The sequence below is a fragment of the Cognatundibacterium curvum genome (assembly GCF_014284235.1).
Classification (GTDB): Bacteria; Pseudomonadota; Gammaproteobacteria; order Burkholderiales; family Burkholderiaceae_D; genus Undibacterium; species Undibacterium curvum.
Genome location: NZ_JACOGD010000002.1, coordinates 382,306 through 400,229 on the forward strand (window position 1 = coordinate 382,306; position 17,924 = coordinate 400,229).

Consider the following 17,924-nt stretch of genomic DNA (forward strand, 5'->3'; position numbering starts at 1 on the left):
AAACAAAGCTGAACTGCCGGATAAATTTTCAAGGAATTTCTATGAATAGCAAATGGCGTGAAATTGGCGCGGGGCTGATTGTGCCCGTCGTTCTGATCGCACTCTGGCAATGGGTGACCAGTAATGGCTGGGTCAATCCGCAGGTATTGCCGTCACCGTTGGCGGTCGTTAAAAAATGGATAGAGTATGCGAGCCCGCTGGAAGCCTATGATCCGGCCAGCATGAGCCGCCTTGCCTGGATTTTTTCTGGTGAGCTGATCCGCGATACCTTAGGCAGTATGTATCGCGTCGTGGTTGGCTTTCTGATCGGGGCCGGACTGGCCTTGCCGCTGGGACTGGCGATGGGTTCCAGTCAGCGTGTGTATGCATGGATGAATCCGCTGATACAGGTGTTGCGTCCGATTCCACCGATTGCCTATATCCCGCTCTCTATTTTGTGGTTTGGACTGGGTAATCCACCAGCGGTTTTCCTGATTTCTATCGGTGCGTTTTTCCCGGTACTGATGAATACCATAGCCGGCGTCCGGCATGTGGATGGCATCTACATTCGTGCTGCGCGCAATCTGGGTGCCAGTCAGACAACCATGTTCTTACGTGTGATGCTGCCAGCGGCCGTGCCTTACATCTTGTCCGGTGTACGCATCGGTATCGGTACCGCTTTTATCGTGGTGATCGTATCGGAAATGATCGCGGTGAATAATGGTCTGGGTTTCCGCATTCTGGAAGCGCGTGAATACTTCTGGTCGGACAAAATTATTGCCGGCATGTTCAGCATAGGATTTTTAGGTCTGGCGATTGATCTGGCGATGAATAAACTGAATAACCACTTGTTGCGCTGGCACCGTGGATTGGAGAACTGAGATGACAAACACTGCACAAATTCAAGTTAAGGGCGTCAACAAGATTTTCCGCACCGGCGATAAAGAAGTCGTCGCCTTGCGCGATATCCAGCTGGAGATTCCGGAAGGGCAGTTTGTCTGCCTGCTGGGGCCTTCCGGCTGTGGTAAATCGACTTTGCTTAATGCCATCGCTGGCTTTTCGCTGCCAACATCGGGAGAATTGATCGCCAATGGTAAAGCCGTGACTCAGCCAGGGCCGGATCGTGGCATGGTGTTTCAGGAATATGCGCTATTCCCGTGGATGACGGTAGAACATAACATCGCGTTTGGTCTGGAAATCAAAGGTATGTCCAAAGGCGATATCGCAGCCCGCGTCAGTAAGTTATTGAGTATGCTGGGCTTGTCCGATTTCCGTCAGCGTTTTCCCAAAGATTTGTCCGGCGGTATGCGGCAGCGGGTGGCGATTGCGCGGGTGCTGGCGCTGGATTCTCCTATCATGTTGATGGACGAACCTTTCGGCGCGCTCGATGCACTGACCAGACGTAATCTGCAGGATGAGTTATTGCGCATCTGGGCAGAACTCAAAAAGACCATCATCTTCGTGACGCATAGCATAGAAGAAGCGATTTATCTGGCGGACCGGATCGTCGTGATGACTTATCGTCCGGGAACAGTGAAAAAAGATTTGCTGATCGATATGCCGCGTTTGCGTGATCCTTCATCCGCGGAATTCAATCAGCTCAAGCGCGAGCTGGGGCAACTGGTGATGGAAGAGCAGCAGCGTCATCACAATGATGAATTAAAAATGGCCGCAGTGGATTAAGCTGGCCGCGCAGGGACAAAGTCGGAAATAATACAGCCTTTGCCCCTGCGCTACAGAGCATGAATTCCTATAAACGCCAGATTGCCATGCTGTTACTTGCCACGCTCGCTGTGGTCAGTATTTTTGCGACCTATCTGTTCTCCAGCTACCAGGCCAGAAAAGATCTGCGTCAGAGTGGTGAGCGTCAGTTGCAGATGATCGCGCTGGATCTGGAGGCGGTGTTGGAGCGGCATGAAACCCTGCCCTACACCTTGTCTTATCTGCCGCAGGTAGCACAGGTTTTGGCCCATCCTGAGAGTCAGGACGGGATACGCGCACTCAATCTGGATTTGCAGGCGATACAGCAGCAAGCCAAGATTGCCGCCATCTATCTGATGGATGCACAGGGCAATACGATTGCAGCGAGTAACTGGGATCAGCCGCAAAGTTACATAGGTCAGAACTTCAGTTTTCGTCCCTATTTTCAGGATGTGATGCAAAGGCGTAGTGGGGCTGGCCATTTCTATGCGATCGGAAACACCACGAATATCCCCGGCTATTTTATTTCTCAACCAGTGTTCGCCTCACCCGGTCTGCGCGGCAGCAGCGAACCGATAGGCGTGCTGGCAGTCAAAATCAGCCTGCATGAATTTGAAAAAGCCTGGCGCAGCAGCGAAGATCCGATTGCACTCAGCGACCGGCATGGCGTCGTTTTTCTGAGTAACCGCGAAGTCTGGCAGTATCGCAGTCTGCGTCCGCTCGATGCGGAAGTGCAGCGTGATATTCAGGCGACGCTGCAGTATTCGGGAAAAACCATCCATGCTATTTCTGCACTGTCAAAAAAAGAACAAAACGGCTACGGTGAATACCTGACGCGTCCGATCGGACGCCTGGGCTGGCAATTGATGCTGTTTCCCGATGAAGCCAAAGTGAATACGGCAGGCTTAGAAAGTGCGGCTATTGTATTGCTGTTGTTAGTGGTGCTGGCGACTATCGCTGCCGCCTGGGATCAGCGTCAGCAACGTTTGCAGGAGCGGCTGGCGGCTCAGCAGGCTTTGCAACAGGCGGCTGCGCAGCTGGAACAACGTATCGCCCAGCGTACCCGCGATCTGACCCAGGCGAATGCAGACTGGGAGGCGCAATTCTGCAAATTACAGCAGGCAGAGCAGGTTCTGCGCTCTACTCAAAACGAGATGGTACAGACTGGTAAACTGGCCATGCTGGGTCAGATGGCAGCCGGAATTACGCATGAACTGAATCAGCCGCTGACCGCGATCCGCGCTTTTGCCGATAATGCGGATGTGTATCTGCAGCGCGGTAAGCTTGAACAGGTCAGCGCCAATCTGCATCACATCAGCAGTGCCAGCGAGCGCATGGGTATCATCATCGCACAGCTCAAAGGATTCGCACGCAAGAGCAGTGAGCAGCTGCAGGCTGTCAACGTTACACAATCGGTGCATGCCGCCATCGCTTTATTGCAAAATGACTTGCACAGACTGGGCTTGCAGCTGGAGCTGCATTTGCCTGAATCCTTACTCGTCTTAGGGGACAATATCCGTCTCGAGCAAGTCATCGTGAATCTGCTCAGGAATGCGATGGATGCGGTCGAACAACAGCCGCGCATATGGATAGAAATACGGGTTAGCGAACAGGTGGGGCAAGTGTGGATACAAATTTCAGACAGTGGTGCTGGCTTGCCGGATGCCGTGATCGCACATTTATTTGAGCCCTTCTTCACGACCAAGCCCAGTGGCCAGGGACTGGGTTTAGGACTGGCGATTTCTTCATCGATAGTGCAGGCCATGAATGGCACGCTGCAGGCTGAAAATCGCTCCGCCGGTGGCGCATGTTTTACTGTACGGCTACCGCTGCTGAATGCGGCATCCTGACAGGATAGAAAGGAAACAGAGTGACTGTAGCACGTGTGATATTGATAGAAGATGAGCAGGCGGTCCGGCTGGCGACTACACAAAGTCTGGAGCTCGGTGGTTTTGAAGTCAGCGCTTATGCCGCGCTGGAACAGGCTCTGCCGCATATTCATGCCGACTATGAAGGAATCGTCGTCAGTGATGTGCGTTTATCAGGCATGTCCGGCCTGGAAGGACTGGAAAAAATCAGTGCATTGGACAAGGATTTACCCGTGATACTGATTACTGGACATGGTGATGTACGCATGGCAGTTTCCGCCATGCGTAGCGGTGCTTACGACTTTATTGAGAAGCCATTTTCTGCCGAGCGCCTTAGCGAGACCTGTAGCCGGGCGCAGGAAAAGCGTCGCCTGGTGCTGGAAAACCGTCAGCTGCGGCGGACCCTGGCACGCCACCCGGCCACGCCGGAACTGATAGGGCAAAGTGCAGGTATAGAAAAATTGCGTCAGTTTATCCGGCATATCGGGCCGACCCAGGCGGATGTACTGATACATGGCGCCACCGGTACCGGCAAGGAAGTGGTGGCGCGTCAGTTGCATCTGGCCAGCGGCAGGACAGGAGAGTTTGTCGCCATCAATTGCGGAGCCTTGCCTGAGTCGGTATTCGAAAGTGAAATTTTCGGACACGAAGCCGGTGCCTTTACCGGTGCGCAGAAGCGTCGTATTGGCAAGCTCGAGTATGCGAATGGAGGCACCGTATTTCTGGATGAGATAGAAAGCATGCCGCTGGCCTTGCAAGTTAAGCTGTTGCGCGTTCTGCAGGAACGTAAGCTGGAACGGCTGGGCGGCAATGCGCTGATCGACCTCGACTGCCGCATCATCGCTGCCACGAAGGCCGATTTGCTGGCGCTGGCCGCGCAAAATCAATTTCGGGAAGATTTGTATTTCCGGCTCGCGATAGTGCAGCTTGCCTTGCCGCGTTTGCAGGACAGACGTGAAGATATACCTTTGTTGCTGGCCCACTTTGTACAATTATCGGCGCAACGTTTTGCGCGTCCTGTCCCGGCCTGGACACCAGCGCATATACAGGTATGGCAGCAGAAGGACTGGCCCGGTAATGTACGCGAATTACGTAATTTTGCCGATCAGCTGGTGCTGGGTTTAGTTGATCCTGTCGGAAGTGAGCCGGACGGCTCGTCTCCATTGCCAGCCAATACTGCGCCAGACAGCTTGCCACGTCAGCTGGAGCTGATGGAGATTTCGCTGATTTCCGAGGCCCTGCAAAAGCACCAGTTTCAGGTCGCTGCTGCCGCAGAGGCCTTAGGTATTCCGAAAAAGACGCTGTATGACAAGCTGAAAAAATATCAGATAGCATTGTAAGTTTGCACCGCATTCAGCCTGATGCCTATGATTGCTGCTGACGGCGAAATTCTTGTAGATTGCAGTGAGCTTTTCACCATCATCTTTATCCGCTTGATAGCAAAAAGCCCCCGTGTGTAACGGGGGCTTTCAGGATCATGCCGGGAGCGAGATTATTCTGCGCCCATTTCCTTGATCAGCTTGTCAGCTTTATCCACGTGTTTCATTTGCCACAGCATGTAGCGCAGATCAACTTGAATAGAGCGGGTTTTGGCTTTATTGAAATCCCAGTCAGAGATGATGGAATCCAATGTGCCGTCGAAGGCCAGACCGATAAATTCACCTTTGGCATTCAGCGCTGCGGAGCCTGAGTTACCACCTGTGATGTCGAGTGTCGCCAGATAAGCCAGCGGTACCGCTTTCAGGTGAGGATCGACATATTTACCAAAGTCTTTGGCTTTGATCGCAGCCAGTTGTGCAGCAGGTGCATTGAACTCGCCTTTGCCAGTTGCCTTAGGTGGGATACCATTGACAGTCGTGAAGGCAGACCATGCCAGACCATCGGCGGTGCCGTGATCGCGGCCAGCAACTTTACCGAAAGTGACGCGCAGGGTGCTGTTTGCATCCGGATAGACAGCCTGGCCTTTGCTGGTCATGTAAGCGATTTTTGCTTTCATGTAGTTGGCATAAGCTTGCTGGATTTTGCCAGCCAGCTCTTCATCTTCAGCTTCGCGCTTCATAAAACCATCATACATGGCGACTGCAGCTTTGATGAAGCTGTCATCGCTGGTTTTAAAGTCTGCTGGTTTTGCAGCCAGCCACGCTGTGCGTGCTGCTTTGTCAGCCAGTTTGCTGCCTGCATAGATCTTATCCAGCAATGCTTTCAGATCTGCTTCAGACATGTTATCGCTGATACCGATCGCTGCATCAAAATCTGCATTGCGTTCCGCTTTGGATTGCGCTGCATATTTTTTCAGGTTATTGAGTACCAGTGCCTTGTCTACACTTTCCACATAGCTGCGCTCCAGGCTTTCTACGCCAGCTTTGAAGCGTGGCAGATCACGTTCCTGGAAGCCTGCTTTACGTTCCGCATCCGGTTTGACACGTTCGTTAGCGAGACGGTACAGCGTACGTGCTGTGCCTAACAGGCGTGGGAAGGAGCTGCCCAGATAGAATTCCTGTTTGCTTTGTGCATCGCGTGCCGCGATCAGTTTTTCAACCTGAACCAGATCTTCGCCAAACTGTTTGGCACGTTCCGGATTGCCGTTGACCCAGGCTTTCAGCTCTTCATGTTCCTTGGTTTTACGTGCCAGGAAGTCGCTGCCAGCATAGCTGTCGAGCATACCCTGACGGTTTTTGTAGTAATTATTGATGCCGGCAACCTGACTTGCATACTTCAGGCGCGCATCATCATTGCCAGCGGTTTCTTTAGCGATGATCGCCAGTGTTTCGCCTGAGGATTTCACGAATGCAGGATAGTTCCAGTCAAAAGTGTAGGCTACTTCAGACGGCAGACGATGACGGTTAGTACGGCCAGGGTAGCCCAGTACCATCACGAAATCGCCTTCTTTCAGGCCGTCTTTTGCCAGTTTCAGGAAGTGCTTAGGAACGTAAGGAACGTTATCCTTGCTGTAGTCAGCGGCTTTGCCGTCTTTGCTCACATAGGCGCGGTAGAAGCCGTAGTCGCCGGTATGACGTGGCCACATCCAGTTATCGGTATCTCCACCGAATTTGCCTACACCTTCAGCTGGTGCATGGACCAGACGGACGTCGCGGATTTCCATCTGTTTGATCATGTAGAACTCGAGTCCACCATAGTAAGGGTAGACGTTGCAACGATGACCTTCGTCTTTTTCACAGGCGGAAACCAGTGCTTTGGAATTCTTTTCGATCGCATCGACGCGTTTTTTGCCAGTCAGTTTGGCGGTGTCTTTGTCGATGATTTTGTCGGTGACATTATTGACTTCTTTGGTCACGAAAATACGTGAACCTGGCTGAGCCGGTAATTCTTCTTCCAGGGTATTGGCCAGGAAACCATTGGCCAGCAAATCACGGCCTGGTTTAGAGTTGTAAGCAACGCTGCCGTATACGCAGTGGTGGTTGGTCGCAACCAGACCCTGAGGTGATACGAAAGAAGCCGAGCAACCACCCAGGCTGACGATGGCACCCATAGGGAATTCAGTCAGTTTGGTCAGGTTTTTCGGATCGAGTTGCAGACCAGCCGCCTTGAGCTGTTTCGCAACTTGCGGCAATTGTTGTGGCATCCACATACCTTCGTCGGCATAGGCGACGGAAGCAGTGCTGAGCACAGCCAGCGTAAGAAGTGTCTTTTTCATCTTTGTATTTATCTGAAAGTGTGAAATAAAATTTCTGTCCCTTGGGGCAATCCGGTAAGCCGGAAGGCGCGCAGTTTAGTGTGAATTCCAGCGAAAAAGTTCAAAAAAACCTGAAAATGCGGGAAATTTTATTCAGTCTTGAATTTCATTAGCTTCGAATTTGTCTTTTTAATAATTTACTTTTCTTCGTGAACGTGAGTCCGCCATCTGTGCATAGCCTTGCGCTATTGGTGGAAATCAAAAAAAGCTGTTGCAGATAGTGTAAACTTAGGCGATGCAAATCTATTTACCTTTCCTGTCTGCAGCCCTGTATCTGGCTGCGCTCCTGCTGCCATTACGACAAGTGCGCGCTGCTGCAGCACTCACGGCTGTTGCCTGGCTGCTGCAGGCGATCTCCTTGTGTAGCCATGTATTTGCGGGCGATGCCTTGCGCGTTGGCTTCGCAGTGATGTTATCGGCAGCGCTGTGGATGACAGTCAGCGCCTATGTGCTGGAAAACCGCAGCTTTGCCTTGGGTGGTTTGAAAATACTTTTGCTGCCGCCCGCCTTGGTTGCCGTCAGTCTGACCGCCTTGTTCCCAGGCAGCCTGATTCCGCTGGATGGGAAAACCCAGATGTTTCCCTGGCATGTAGCCATTGCGCTGCTGGCCTATAGTACGCTGACCATCGCTGCGTTCCATGCTGCGATCATGAGTCTGCAAGATAAGCATTTGCACAAACTACGTGCGCAGCCGGTCAGCCCGTGGCTGAATCAATTGCTGGATCAGTTACCCGCTTTGCTGACGATGGAAAAAGTCTTATTCCGGCTGATCACCATTGGCTTTGTATTGCTGACACTGACGGTGTTTTCCGGTATCGTTTTTTCCGAGCAGGTATTGGGCGTCGCGTTTAAATGGGATCATAAGACGGTCTTGTCTTTATTTTCCTGGGCCTTATTCGGCACTCTGTTAATGGGGCGTCATTGGCGTGGCTGGCGTGGAAAAACTGTGCTGAGTTTTACACTGTCTGGCTTTCTGGTCTTATTGCTGGCCTATGTGGGCAGTCGTTTTGTGCTTGAAGTGCTGTTGCACCGGAGTCTGGTATGAGAATTATTTTGTGGCTGGTGCTGGGCGTGCTGGTTATTCTGGCTTTGAAAAAGAAAGCAAGGGATATGCAATCCCGTGCATATCAGTCCCGCTCTGAGATGGGGCCGGCCTCTGCGCCATCGGCTGCACCCGCACATACGGTAAAAGATGCTGAAGATATGGTCAGCTGTGCCCATTGTCAGTTGTATGTGCCGGTTTCTGATGCGGTGCTGCGTGGCGAACTGCACTTCTGCAGCGTGGCGCATGCGGATCAGCATACACATTAAGCAGCACGATGCCGGCTCCTTTTCCCGGATTGTCTAATCCTTCGCCTTCGTTCTGGCGTTCGCTGCAGACTTTCAATATCTCGCGCATTATCATCGCAGCTTGCTTATTGCTCTTACTGAATTTGCGCAGTACCAAGGATATCTGGGTCTTCAGTCATTTGTTTGCCAAAGACATTTGCTTCGCCTACCTGTTTGCCAGTATTAGTTTTGCTTTAATCCGTTTTTTTCATCAGCGGCATTTCGTTGCACAGTTGTTATTGCAGATTATTGTTGATCTGCTTGTCATTTCCTTGCTGTATCTGGGTTCGGGCGGCGGGCGCGGCGGTCTCAGCATCCTGTTTATGTTTCCGCTGGCTGGTGTGGCTATCTTGTCGCCACTGATCTGGGCCTTCTTTTTTTGCGCCATCGTCAGTCTGTTTCTGCTGGTGGAAGGTGTGTACCGCGCGCTGGAACTGAATGATGGCAATCTGGTGTCGCAGGCTGGTTTGTTCGGTGCCTCTTATTTCGCCGTGATTTATGTGGTGAGTCGGCTGGCTAATAATCTGATCCGTCAGGAGCAACTCGCGACCCAGCGTGGCAATGAATTGGCGATGCAACAGGCGATTAACCGGCTGGTGATCGCAGATATGGGCGACGGCATCCTGGTACTGGATCATTCCGGCCGCGTGTTTGAAATCAATCCGGCTGCAGAGCGTATGCTGGGCGGTAACCTGACGAAGGAAATGCTGGGCATCAAGCTGGCCAATATTGTTGCGCTCAGACCGATGGCCGAGACCCTGGCTGATATGCGCCAGCGCAGTATCAGTGAGCTGGGGCGGAATCCCGAGGATGATATTTCCTTTGTGTCGATTCCCTGTTATCTGGATGAGGGGCGCGGTGGTTTGAAATCCGGCTTTGAGGTCAGCAGTTTCGGGCTGCGTGCTGAACGCCCGCATTTCGTGACCCATCTCAAGCTGCGTTTTATTCTGGTCGAGGATAGTCATCTGTTGCCGCTGTCCACACAACAGGCACTGGACCGGCGGTATACCATCGTCTTCATGCAGGATGTCTCGGATATAGAGAATCAGGCGCAGCAACTGAAGCTGGCTTCGATGGGGCGCTTAACCGCCAGTATTGCGCATGAAGTCAGGAACCCTTTGTCTTCGATTTCGTATGCGGCCTCCTTGCTGAATGAGGATTTAAGCCAGTTACTGCCTGAAAATCCGCAAGCACGGCGTTTGCTCCGTATCGTCGATGATAATGTCGCACGTTTGAATCAGTTGATTGAAGATATACTTAAGCTGTCGCGCAAAGCGAGAACCGACGTCGAAGCTTATCCTCTGATGCGTGTCGTGCGTGAGTGTGTACAGGATTTCAGTGAAACCCGCAGCATAGATCCAGAGCTCATCCTGATCAGCGATGAGGTGGATTTCCAGGTCAGTTTTGATCCTGGACATTTGTTTGAAGTGCTGACCAATCTGCTGTCGAATGCCGTTCGTTATGCCAGTGGTCAGCCCGGCAGTATCCGGCTGCATGCCATGACCAGCGCCAATGGCCGTCAGGAATTGCATATACAGGATGATGGTCCGGCGATCAGCTATGATGTCAGGGCACACTTGTTCGAACCGTTTTATACAACTTCGCGCATGGGCACCGGTCTGGGTCTGTACATGGCGCGTGAGCTGTGTCTGAATAACCGTTCTTTACTCGATTATGAGTACCGCGTTGATGACAGCCTGGGTGAAGCGGCTGAGCCTAGCGGTAGGTTTGTGATTAATTTCTCAGGATTGTCGGTGTAATGGTAATGAACACAAGCAGTTGCCCAAAAATTCTGGTCGTCGATGACGAGGCTCATCTGCGCGAGTTACTCGAGATTACGCTGATTAAAATGGGACTCGATGTCGACAGTGCAGAGAATCTCAGTGTGGCACGCAGTTATCTGCAGAAAAATACCTATTCGCTGGTGCTGACCGATATGCGACTGCCCGACGGCTCGGGGATGGAGCTGGTGGAGGAATTGAGTGCCAGCGATAAAAATACACCGATTGCAGTGATTACTGCTTTCGGCAGTGCAGACAATGCGGTAATCGCTCTGAAGGCGGGCGCCTTTGATTACGTATCCAAGCCGGTTGCGCTTGATCATTTGCGCAAACTGGTGCGTTCAGCGCTGGAAATGCATGAAGTGGCGGCCGCACCGGTCAGCCCTGATCCGGATGCCAGCCTGCGTGCACCGTCCTTCCTGATCGGCAGTTCAGCCGGTATGCAGATGGTACGCAGCCAGATCGAAAGACTGGCGCGCAGTATGGCGCCGGTGATTATTACCGGTGAATCTGGCAGCGGTAAAGAACTGGCTGCACGTGAAATTCACAAGACCAGCGCGCGTGCAGCTCAGGCATTTGTCGCGGTGAACTGCGGTGCAATTCCGGAAAACCTGATGGAAGCCGAGTTTTTTGGCTATCGCAAAGGGGCGTTTACCGGTGCCGTGGACGACAGGGATGGTTTTTTTCAGGCTGCCAATGGCGGCACCCTGATGCTGGATGAGGTGGCCGATCTGCCACTCGCGATGCAGGTTAAATTGTTGCGGGCTATCCAGGAGCGCCGTATCCGTAAAATCGGCGCCACGACGGAAGAATCTGTCGATGTCAGGATTATCAGTGCGACCCATCAGAATCTGGCGCGTTGTGTTGAAGAAGGGCGCTTCCGTCAGGATTTGTATTACCGCCTGAATGTGATTGAACTGCATTTGCCACCGCTGCGCCAGCGCCTGGAAGATATACCGGAACTGGCACAAGGCATGCTGACCAAGCTGGCACAGACGCCAGTCAGTCTGGCACCGGCCGCACTGCAAGCTTTGTTGCAATATGATTTTCCCGGCAATGTGCGTGAGCTGGAAAACATACTGGAGCGGGCACTGGCATTTGCCAATGATGGTTGTATAGAGCCCGGTGATCTGATGTTGCGTGGCACCCGCAGTGATACGCATGGGCTGCCTGCTGCAGCCTCAGCCTCGGCAGCTTCAGCCGTCGCTGCCGATCATGGTGCTGCCCCTGCAGCTATAGCTGAAGGGGCGTTGGAGTTGACTTTGCCCAGCTTGCCTTGTTCGCTGCCTGACTTCCTGGAACAGGTCGAGCGCGAAATGATACGGCGCGCCTTACAGCAAACCTATCAGAACCGGACCCAGGCGGCAGAGCTGCTGGGTGTCAGCTTCCGTCAGTTACGTTATCAGATTCAAAAGCTGAAAATACAATAAGCTGGTAACTCCGCCTGGCCTGGAATAAATGCATGCTTATTGGCTTCGTCAAGTCCCTGATTTCTGCTGTGCTGGCCGGAAACGGCTTTCGGTTAGTGCTTACTTGCACTGCTGGGCAGCATTTTCTGTGAGCCTCAGAAAGTCAATTCCCTCAGGGGAATTTTCATCAAAAAAATAAATATTTTTTCAATCAGAAAGCGCTTGCTACTGCCGCAGTGTGACACTAGAATTAGGGCTGTCGAGAAAATATGCACTATATCTAGTGTTTGATCTCATGATGAATTCTATGTTTTACCTTTCTTGCTTCACATCCCCCTCTAGCATTAACTGTTACACAAAGATGAGATTTACATAGCATTCAGCTATGTCAGGCAGTCTGTCGTAAAGCGCTGTACCCAATTAATCCCTCGTTATTCTGCGCACAATTTGCGCCGTATGACGCCCAGAAATTACTGAACCGGAGGCTCAATGCACTCTTCAACCGAAACATCCACGCTGACTCATTCTGATATTCCTGGTCTGCTGAACCCTGTCAGCGGATCTGCTGCGTCCAGCGGCCAATTCAGTCAATACATGGTGATCCGTCGTAATGGCGCAGTCGTTGGTTTTGAACCATCGAAAATTGCGATTGCGATGACTAAGGCCTTCCTCGCAGTGAATGGCGGTCAGGGTGCGGCTTCGGCACGGGTACGTGAACTGGTTGAGCAATTAACTGCGACAGTAGTTACTGCGCTGATGCGCAGACAGCCTGCCGGTGGCACATTTCATATTGAAGACATCCAGGATCAGGTCGAACTCGCATTGATGCGTTCGGGTGAACACGATGTAGCACGTGCTTATGTGTTGTATCGCGCCAAACACCAGGAAGAGCGCCGGCTGGCGCAGGAAGCACAGCGCGCATCCCAGGCCAGTCTGCCACAGATCCATGTTGTGGTCGATGGCGCAAAAGTTGTGCTCGACGTAGAAAAAGTACGTGCCATGATCGCGGCTGCCTGTATCGGCCTAGATAAACTGGCAGACGCAGAAGCGATCCTGACTGAAACCCTGAAAAATCTGTATGACGGCGTACCTGTCGAAGAACTGCACAAATCTGCCATTCTGGCGGCACGTGCCCTGATGGAAAAAGAGCCGGCTTACAGTCAGGTGACTTCCCGCCTGTTGCTGCATACAGTGCGTAAAGAAGTGTTTGGCAAAGAAGTCGCACAGAATGATGCGGCTGCTGAATACATTACTTACTTCCCTGAATTTATCCGCAAAGGTATCGCTGCTGATCTGCTCGATACCCGTCTGGCAGAATTTGATCTGCCTACGCTGGCTAAGGCCCTGGTGGCTGATCGCGATCTGCAATTCAGCTATATCGGTTTGCAAACTCTGTATGACCGTTATTTCCTGCACATCCGTGGTACCCGTATCGAAATGCCTCAGGCTTTCTATATGCGTGTAGCGATGGGGCTGGCACTGGAAGAAAAAGACCGTACTGCACGTGCGATTGAGTTTTACCATTTGCTGTCCAGCTTTGACTTCATGAGCTCGACACCGACGCTGTTTAACTCCGGCACACAACGTTCGCAATTGTCGTCCTGCTATCTGACTACCGTGGCTGATGATCTGGCCGGTATTTATGATGCGCTCAAAGAAAATGCCTTGCTGGCGAAATATGCAGGTGGTCTGGGTAATGACTGGACACCGGTGCGCTCACTGGGCGCGCATATCAAAGGCACCAATGGTAAATCCCAGGGCGTGGTGCCTTTCCTGAAAGTGGTCAACGATACCGCGGTTGCAGTCAATCAGGGTGGTAAGCGTAAAGGCGCAGTCTGCGCCTACCTCGAAACCTGGCATATGGATATTGAGGAATTCCTCGACCTGCGTAAGAACACCGGTGATGACCGTCGCCGTACGCATGACATGAATACAGCTAACTGGATTCCGGATCTGTTCATGAAACGTGTGATGGAAAAGGGCGACTGGACGCTGTTCTCCCCATCCGACGTACCGGATCTGCACGATAAATTCGGTAAAGCATTTGAAAGTGCCTATCTCGCTTACGAAGCCAAAGCCGCCAGCGGTGAGATCGAACTGTCGAAAAAAATCCCGGCACTCGACCTGTGGCGCAAGATGCTGTCCATGTTGTTTGAAACCGGACATCCATGGATTACATTCAAAGATCCTTGCAATATCCGCAGCCCGCAGCAACACGTCGGTGTGGTGCACTCGTCGAATCTGTGTACCGAGATCACGCTGAACACGAACGAAAGCGAAATCGCCGTATGTAATCTGGGTTCGGTCAATCTGCCGGCACACATGAAGGATGGCAAGCTCGATCACGTCAAACTGCAAAAAACGATACGTACCGCGATGCGTATGCTGGATAACGTGATTGATATTAACTACTATGCAGTTCAGAAGGCACGTGAATCCAATTTGCGTCACCGTCCGGTCGGCATGGGTATCATGGGCTTCCAGGATTGCCTGCACATCATGCGTGTGCCCTATGCATCCAACGAAGCAGTACAGTTTGCTGACACCTCGATGGAAGCCGTTTGCTATTACGCTTATCTGGCATCGACTGAACTGGCCGAAGAGCGCGGTACTTACAGCTCTTACAAAGGCTCGCTGTGGGATCGCGGCATCCTGCCACAGGACTCGCTCAAGCTCTTGATGGAAGAGCGTGGCGGTTATCTGGAAGCGGATTTCAGCGAATCGATGGACTGGACTGTCGTACGTGAGCGTATCAGGCAACACGGTATGCGTAACTCGAACTGCGTAGCGATCGCACCGACCGCGACCATCTCGAACATTATCGGCGTCTCGGCCTGTATCGAGCCTACTTACCAGAATCTGTATGTGAAATCTAACCTGTCCGGTGAATTCACTGAAATCAATGAATACCTGGTACGTGATCTGAAACAGCGTGGCTTGTGGGATGAAGTCATGATCGCCGATCTGAAATACTTCGACGGCAGTCTGGCTCGCATAGACCGCATCCCTCAGGATCTGCGCGAATTGTATGCGACCGCATTTGAAGTCAGCCCATCCTGGCTGGTCGAAGCTGCGTCACGCCGTCAGAAGTGGATAGATCAGGCGCAATCCCTGAATATCTATATGGCCGGTGCTTCCGGTAAGAAGCTGGATGAGACCTACAAACTGGCCTGGTTGCGTGGTCTGAAAACGACTTACTACCTGCGTACTATCGGTGCAACGCATACAGAAAAATCCACCACGAAAACCGGTGCCTTGAATGCGGTTGCGGTAGATGGCGGTAGTGGTTCTTTCAGCGCCGCATCGGTCGCGACAGTTCCGGCAGTTGCGCCTGAAGCGGAAGGTGCAGCCTGCTATCTGCGTCCGGGTGACGCTGGTTTTGAAGAATGTGAAGCTTGCCAGTAAGCGCTGGCGCTTGATTGTATCAACCGGTGACAGTCAGCTGATTGTCACCTCTGTGTACTGATAGCGGATGCAAAACAGAGCTCAAGTCTCTGCATAGTCATCAGTACTCATCAATGTAAGGAATAGTGAAATGTTATCTTGGGATGATGAGGCCACTCCGGCCGCGCCGGCACCGAAAGCTGCTGCCCCTGAACAGCAAACACGTTTGCAAACACAGGAAGTTGCGCTGAATCCGGCGCTGGTCAGCAAACCGGCTGCCGCTACAGATGAAACTGCACGCCGTGTGAATGCTGCAGACAAGCGCATTATCAATGGTCAGACTGATGTGAATCAGCTGGTGCCATTCAAGTACAAATGGGCCTGGGACAAATATCTGGCTGGTTGCGCAAATCACTGGATGCCGCAGGAAATCAATATGCAGCGCGACATCGAGCTGTGGAAAAATCCGAATGGCTTATCCGAAGATGAGCGTCGTCTGGTGAAGCGTAATCTGGGCTTTTTCGTGACCGCCGATTCGCTGGCTGCTAACAATATCGTGCTCGGTACTTACCGCCACATTACTGCGCCGGAATGCCGTCAGTATCTGCTGCGTCAGGCATTTGAAGAAGCGATTCACACGCATGCGTATCAATACATCGTTGAATCGCTGGGCCTGGACGAAGGCGAAATTTTTAACGCCTACAATGAAGTGGAATCGATACGCGATAAAGATCAGTTCCTGATTCCTTTCATCGACGTGCTGACTAATCCTGAATTCAAAACCGGCACCACAGAAGCGGATCAGACTTTGCTGCGTTCGCTGATTGTGTTTGCGTGTCTGATGGAAGGTCTGTTTTTCTACGTGGGCTTCACACAAATTCTGGCCTTAGGTCGTCAGAATAAAATGATGGGCGCAGCAGAACAGTATCAATACATTTTGCGTGATGAATCGATGCACTGTAATTTCGGGATCGATCTGATCAATACGATTAAGATGGAAAATCCACATTTGTGGACACCTGAATTCAGAGATGAAATTAAATCGTTGTTTTTGCGCGCGGTGGAGTTGGAATATCGCTACGCAGAGGATACAATGCCGCGTGGAGTGCTTGGATTAAATGCGCCTATGTTTAAAGGATATTTGCGCTTCATCGCAAATCGCAGAGCACAACAAATTGGTCTCGAAACTTTGTTCCCTCAGGAAGAAAATCCTTTCCCTTGGATGAGCGAAATGATAGACCTGAAAAAAGAGCGCAACTTTTTTGAGACGCGTGTAATTGAGTATCAGACCGGTGGAGCCCTCAGTTGGGAATAAACGCTTAATCAGCACCACGGGATTCCTGCCAGGGAGTACTCAAGGCTAACGCGAGATGTAAAACTCGAGAGGCCTCACCAAACCGAATGAACAGTCACAGACTACAAAGATTTGTACTGTCAGTGCCGCACTACCTGAGAAATTCAGGTATGGCGGCTTTTGGTCGTTCGTTTCGGAAGTCAGACATACCGACGCCGGCGTAGAACGCGGGCGTTTTTTTTGGTTTGATGTATTCTGCAGGAATAGATAAACCGATATGGCTGAAGTGCTGCATCGAGAGGGGATGCAGCAGTTCAGCCGGTGCCGAATTCATTAGCGCAACCAGCAGACTGTTTGCGCCGATGAATAATCCGCTTGAAAGGATAGAGCGGATTTAACTTTTATCCGATTTTTTTCCATCTCAATTGAAGGAGAAACAAAATGGCAACAGCACCACAAGATCAGCCAGGTTCGCCAGAACCAGCTGGCAAAAAAGCACCGGCAAAAAAAGCGACAGCGAAAAAAGCAGCAGCTAAACCAGCAGCTAAACCAGCAGCTAAACCAGCAGCTAAAGCGACTAAAGCTGTAGCGAAACCAGCCGCTAAGCCAGCAGCTAAAGCGACCAAGGCAGCAGCGAAGCCAGCAGCTAAAGTCACTAAGGCAGCAGCAAAGCCAGCAGCTAAAGCGACTAAGGCAGCAGCGAAGCCAGCAGCTAAAGTAGCGAAAGCGACTAAAGCCGTAGCAAAGCCAGCAGCTAAAGTAGTGAAGGCGACTAAGGCAGCAGCGAAGCCAGCAGCCAAAGTCACTAAAGCAGCAGCAAAGCCAGCCGCTAAAGTAGCGAAGGCAACTAAGGCAGCAGCGAAGCCAGCAGCGAAAAAAGCCGCCGCAAAACCAGCAGCTAAGGCGACTAAGGCAGTCGCAAAACCAGCAGCTAAAGTAGCGAAGGCAACTAAGGCAGCAGCGAAACCAGTAGCGAAAAAAGCAGTCGCTAAACCAGCAGCTAAGGCTGCAACAAAAGCAGTAGCGAAGCCAGCAGCTAAAGCAACGAAGGCAGCAGCGAAGCCAGCAGCTAAAGCGACAAAAGCAGCAGCGAAGCCAGCAGCTAAAGTGACAAAAGCCGCAGCGAAGCCAGCAGCAAAAGCGACAAAAGCAGCAGCGAAGCCAGCAGCTAAAGCGACAAAAGCAGTAGCGAAGCCAGCAGCGAAAGCGACTAAGGCCGCAGCGAAGCCAGCAGCTAAAGTGACTAAAGCAGCAGCCAAGCCAGCAGCTAAAGTAGCGAAAGCCGCAGCAAAGCCAGCCGCTAAAAAAACAGCAGCGAAGAAAACCACTGAAGCGAAAGCAGTTGTGAATGCCAATGCAGCATGGCCATTCCCAACCAGCGCGAATCGCCCTGCGTAATTCTGAACTGCTTGGACGCCTGTGAGTCTTCAGGCACAATACCCACTGTGTGAACCTTCACCCGGTGGGTTTTTTATTTTGAGGACG

12 protein-coding genes are annotated in these 17,924 nt (G+C 51.8%); 11 read left to right on the top strand and 1 reads right to left on the bottom strand.

The window, feature by feature from the left end:
• Nucleotides 1-41 precede the first annotated feature (41 nt).
• From H8K43_RS04890 to H8K43_RS04905, 4 genes are read left to right on the top strand one after another with little or no spacing between them, the layout of a single operon-like run.
• Nucleotides 42-860: an ABC transporter permease gene (locus H8K43_RS04890; protein ID WP_162020358.1), complete on the top strand. Its 819-nt coding sequence runs from the start codon at nt 42-44 to the stop codon at nt 858-860.
• 1 nt (nt 861) lies between these two features.
• Complete coding sequence (locus H8K43_RS04895) at nt 862-1,662, top strand: ABC transporter ATP-binding protein (RefSeq protein WP_186902796.1); 801 nt, start codon at nt 862-864, stop codon at nt 1,660-1,662.
• Nucleotides 1,663-1,721: 59 nt separating this feature from the next.
• The gene (locus H8K43_RS04900; RefSeq protein ID WP_186902797.1) at nt 1,722-3,530 is read left to right on the top strand and encodes a sensor histidine kinase; all 1,809 of its coding nucleotides are present in this window, start codon (nt 1,722-1,724) and stop codon (nt 3,528-3,530) included.
• Between the two features lie 20 nt (nt 3,531-3,550).
• Nucleotides 3,551-4,888, top strand: a complete 1,338-nt coding sequence (locus H8K43_RS04905) for a sigma-54-dependent transcriptional regulator (protein WP_329604479.1) — start codon at nt 3,551-3,553, stop codon at nt 4,886-4,888.
• 152 nt (nt 4,889-5,040) lie between these two features.
• Here H8K43_RS04905 and H8K43_RS04910 read toward each other — a convergent pair whose 3' ends face one another.
• Nucleotides 5,041-7,203 carry a S46 family peptidase gene (locus H8K43_RS04910; RefSeq protein ID WP_186902798.1) on the bottom strand — a complete coding sequence of 721 codons (2,163 nt, stop codon included), beginning with the start codon at nt 7,201-7,203 and terminating at the stop codon, nt 5,041-5,043.
• A 274-nt stretch (nt 7,204-7,477) separates the two neighbouring features.
• Between H8K43_RS04910 and H8K43_RS04915 the strand changes: the two genes are divergently transcribed.
• The 7 genes from H8K43_RS04915 (at nt 7,478) to H8K43_RS04945 (ending at nt 17,837) form a co-directional block, all read left to right on the top strand.
• Complete coding sequence (locus H8K43_RS04915) at nt 7,478-8,287, top strand: cytochrome C assembly family protein (protein ID WP_186902799.1); 810 nt, start codon at nt 7,478-7,480, stop codon at nt 8,285-8,287.
• Nucleotides 8,284-8,553, top strand: coding sequence for a PP0621 family protein (locus H8K43_RS04920; protein ID WP_186902800.1), 270 nt, complete (start codon nt 8,284-8,286; stop codon nt 8,551-8,553). The genes H8K43_RS04915 and H8K43_RS04920 overlap by 4 nt, the downstream gene beginning before the upstream one ends.
• Before the next feature lie 8 nt (nt 8,554-8,561).
• A complete protein-coding gene (locus H8K43_RS04925) occupies nt 8,562-10,331 on the top strand; it encodes a sensor histidine kinase (RefSeq protein WP_186902801.1) in 1,770 nt (589 codons plus the stop codon).
• A 5-nt stretch (nt 10,332-10,336) separates the two neighbouring features.
• The gene (locus H8K43_RS04930) at nt 10,337-11,782 is read left to right on the top strand and encodes a sigma-54-dependent transcriptional regulator (protein WP_186902802.1); all 1,446 of its coding nucleotides are present in this window, start codon (nt 10,337-10,339) and stop codon (nt 11,780-11,782) included.
• A 468-nt stretch (nt 11,783-12,250) separates the two neighbouring features.
• Nucleotides 12,251-15,166, top strand: coding sequence for a ribonucleoside-diphosphate reductase subunit alpha (locus H8K43_RS04935; RefSeq protein ID WP_186902803.1), 2,916 nt, complete (start codon nt 12,251-12,253; stop codon nt 15,164-15,166).
• A gap of 130 nt (nt 15,167-15,296) precedes the next feature.
• Nucleotides 15,297-16,460, top strand: coding sequence for a ribonucleotide-diphosphate reductase subunit beta (locus H8K43_RS04940; protein ID WP_186902804.1), 1,164 nt, complete (start codon nt 15,297-15,299; stop codon nt 16,458-16,460).
• Nucleotides 16,461-16,880: 420 nt separating this feature from the next.
• Nucleotides 16,881-17,837: a hypothetical protein gene (locus H8K43_RS04945; RefSeq protein WP_186902805.1), complete on the top strand. Its 957-nt coding sequence runs from the start codon at nt 16,881-16,883 to the stop codon at nt 17,835-17,837.
• Nucleotides 17,838-17,924 lie beyond the last annotated feature (87 nt).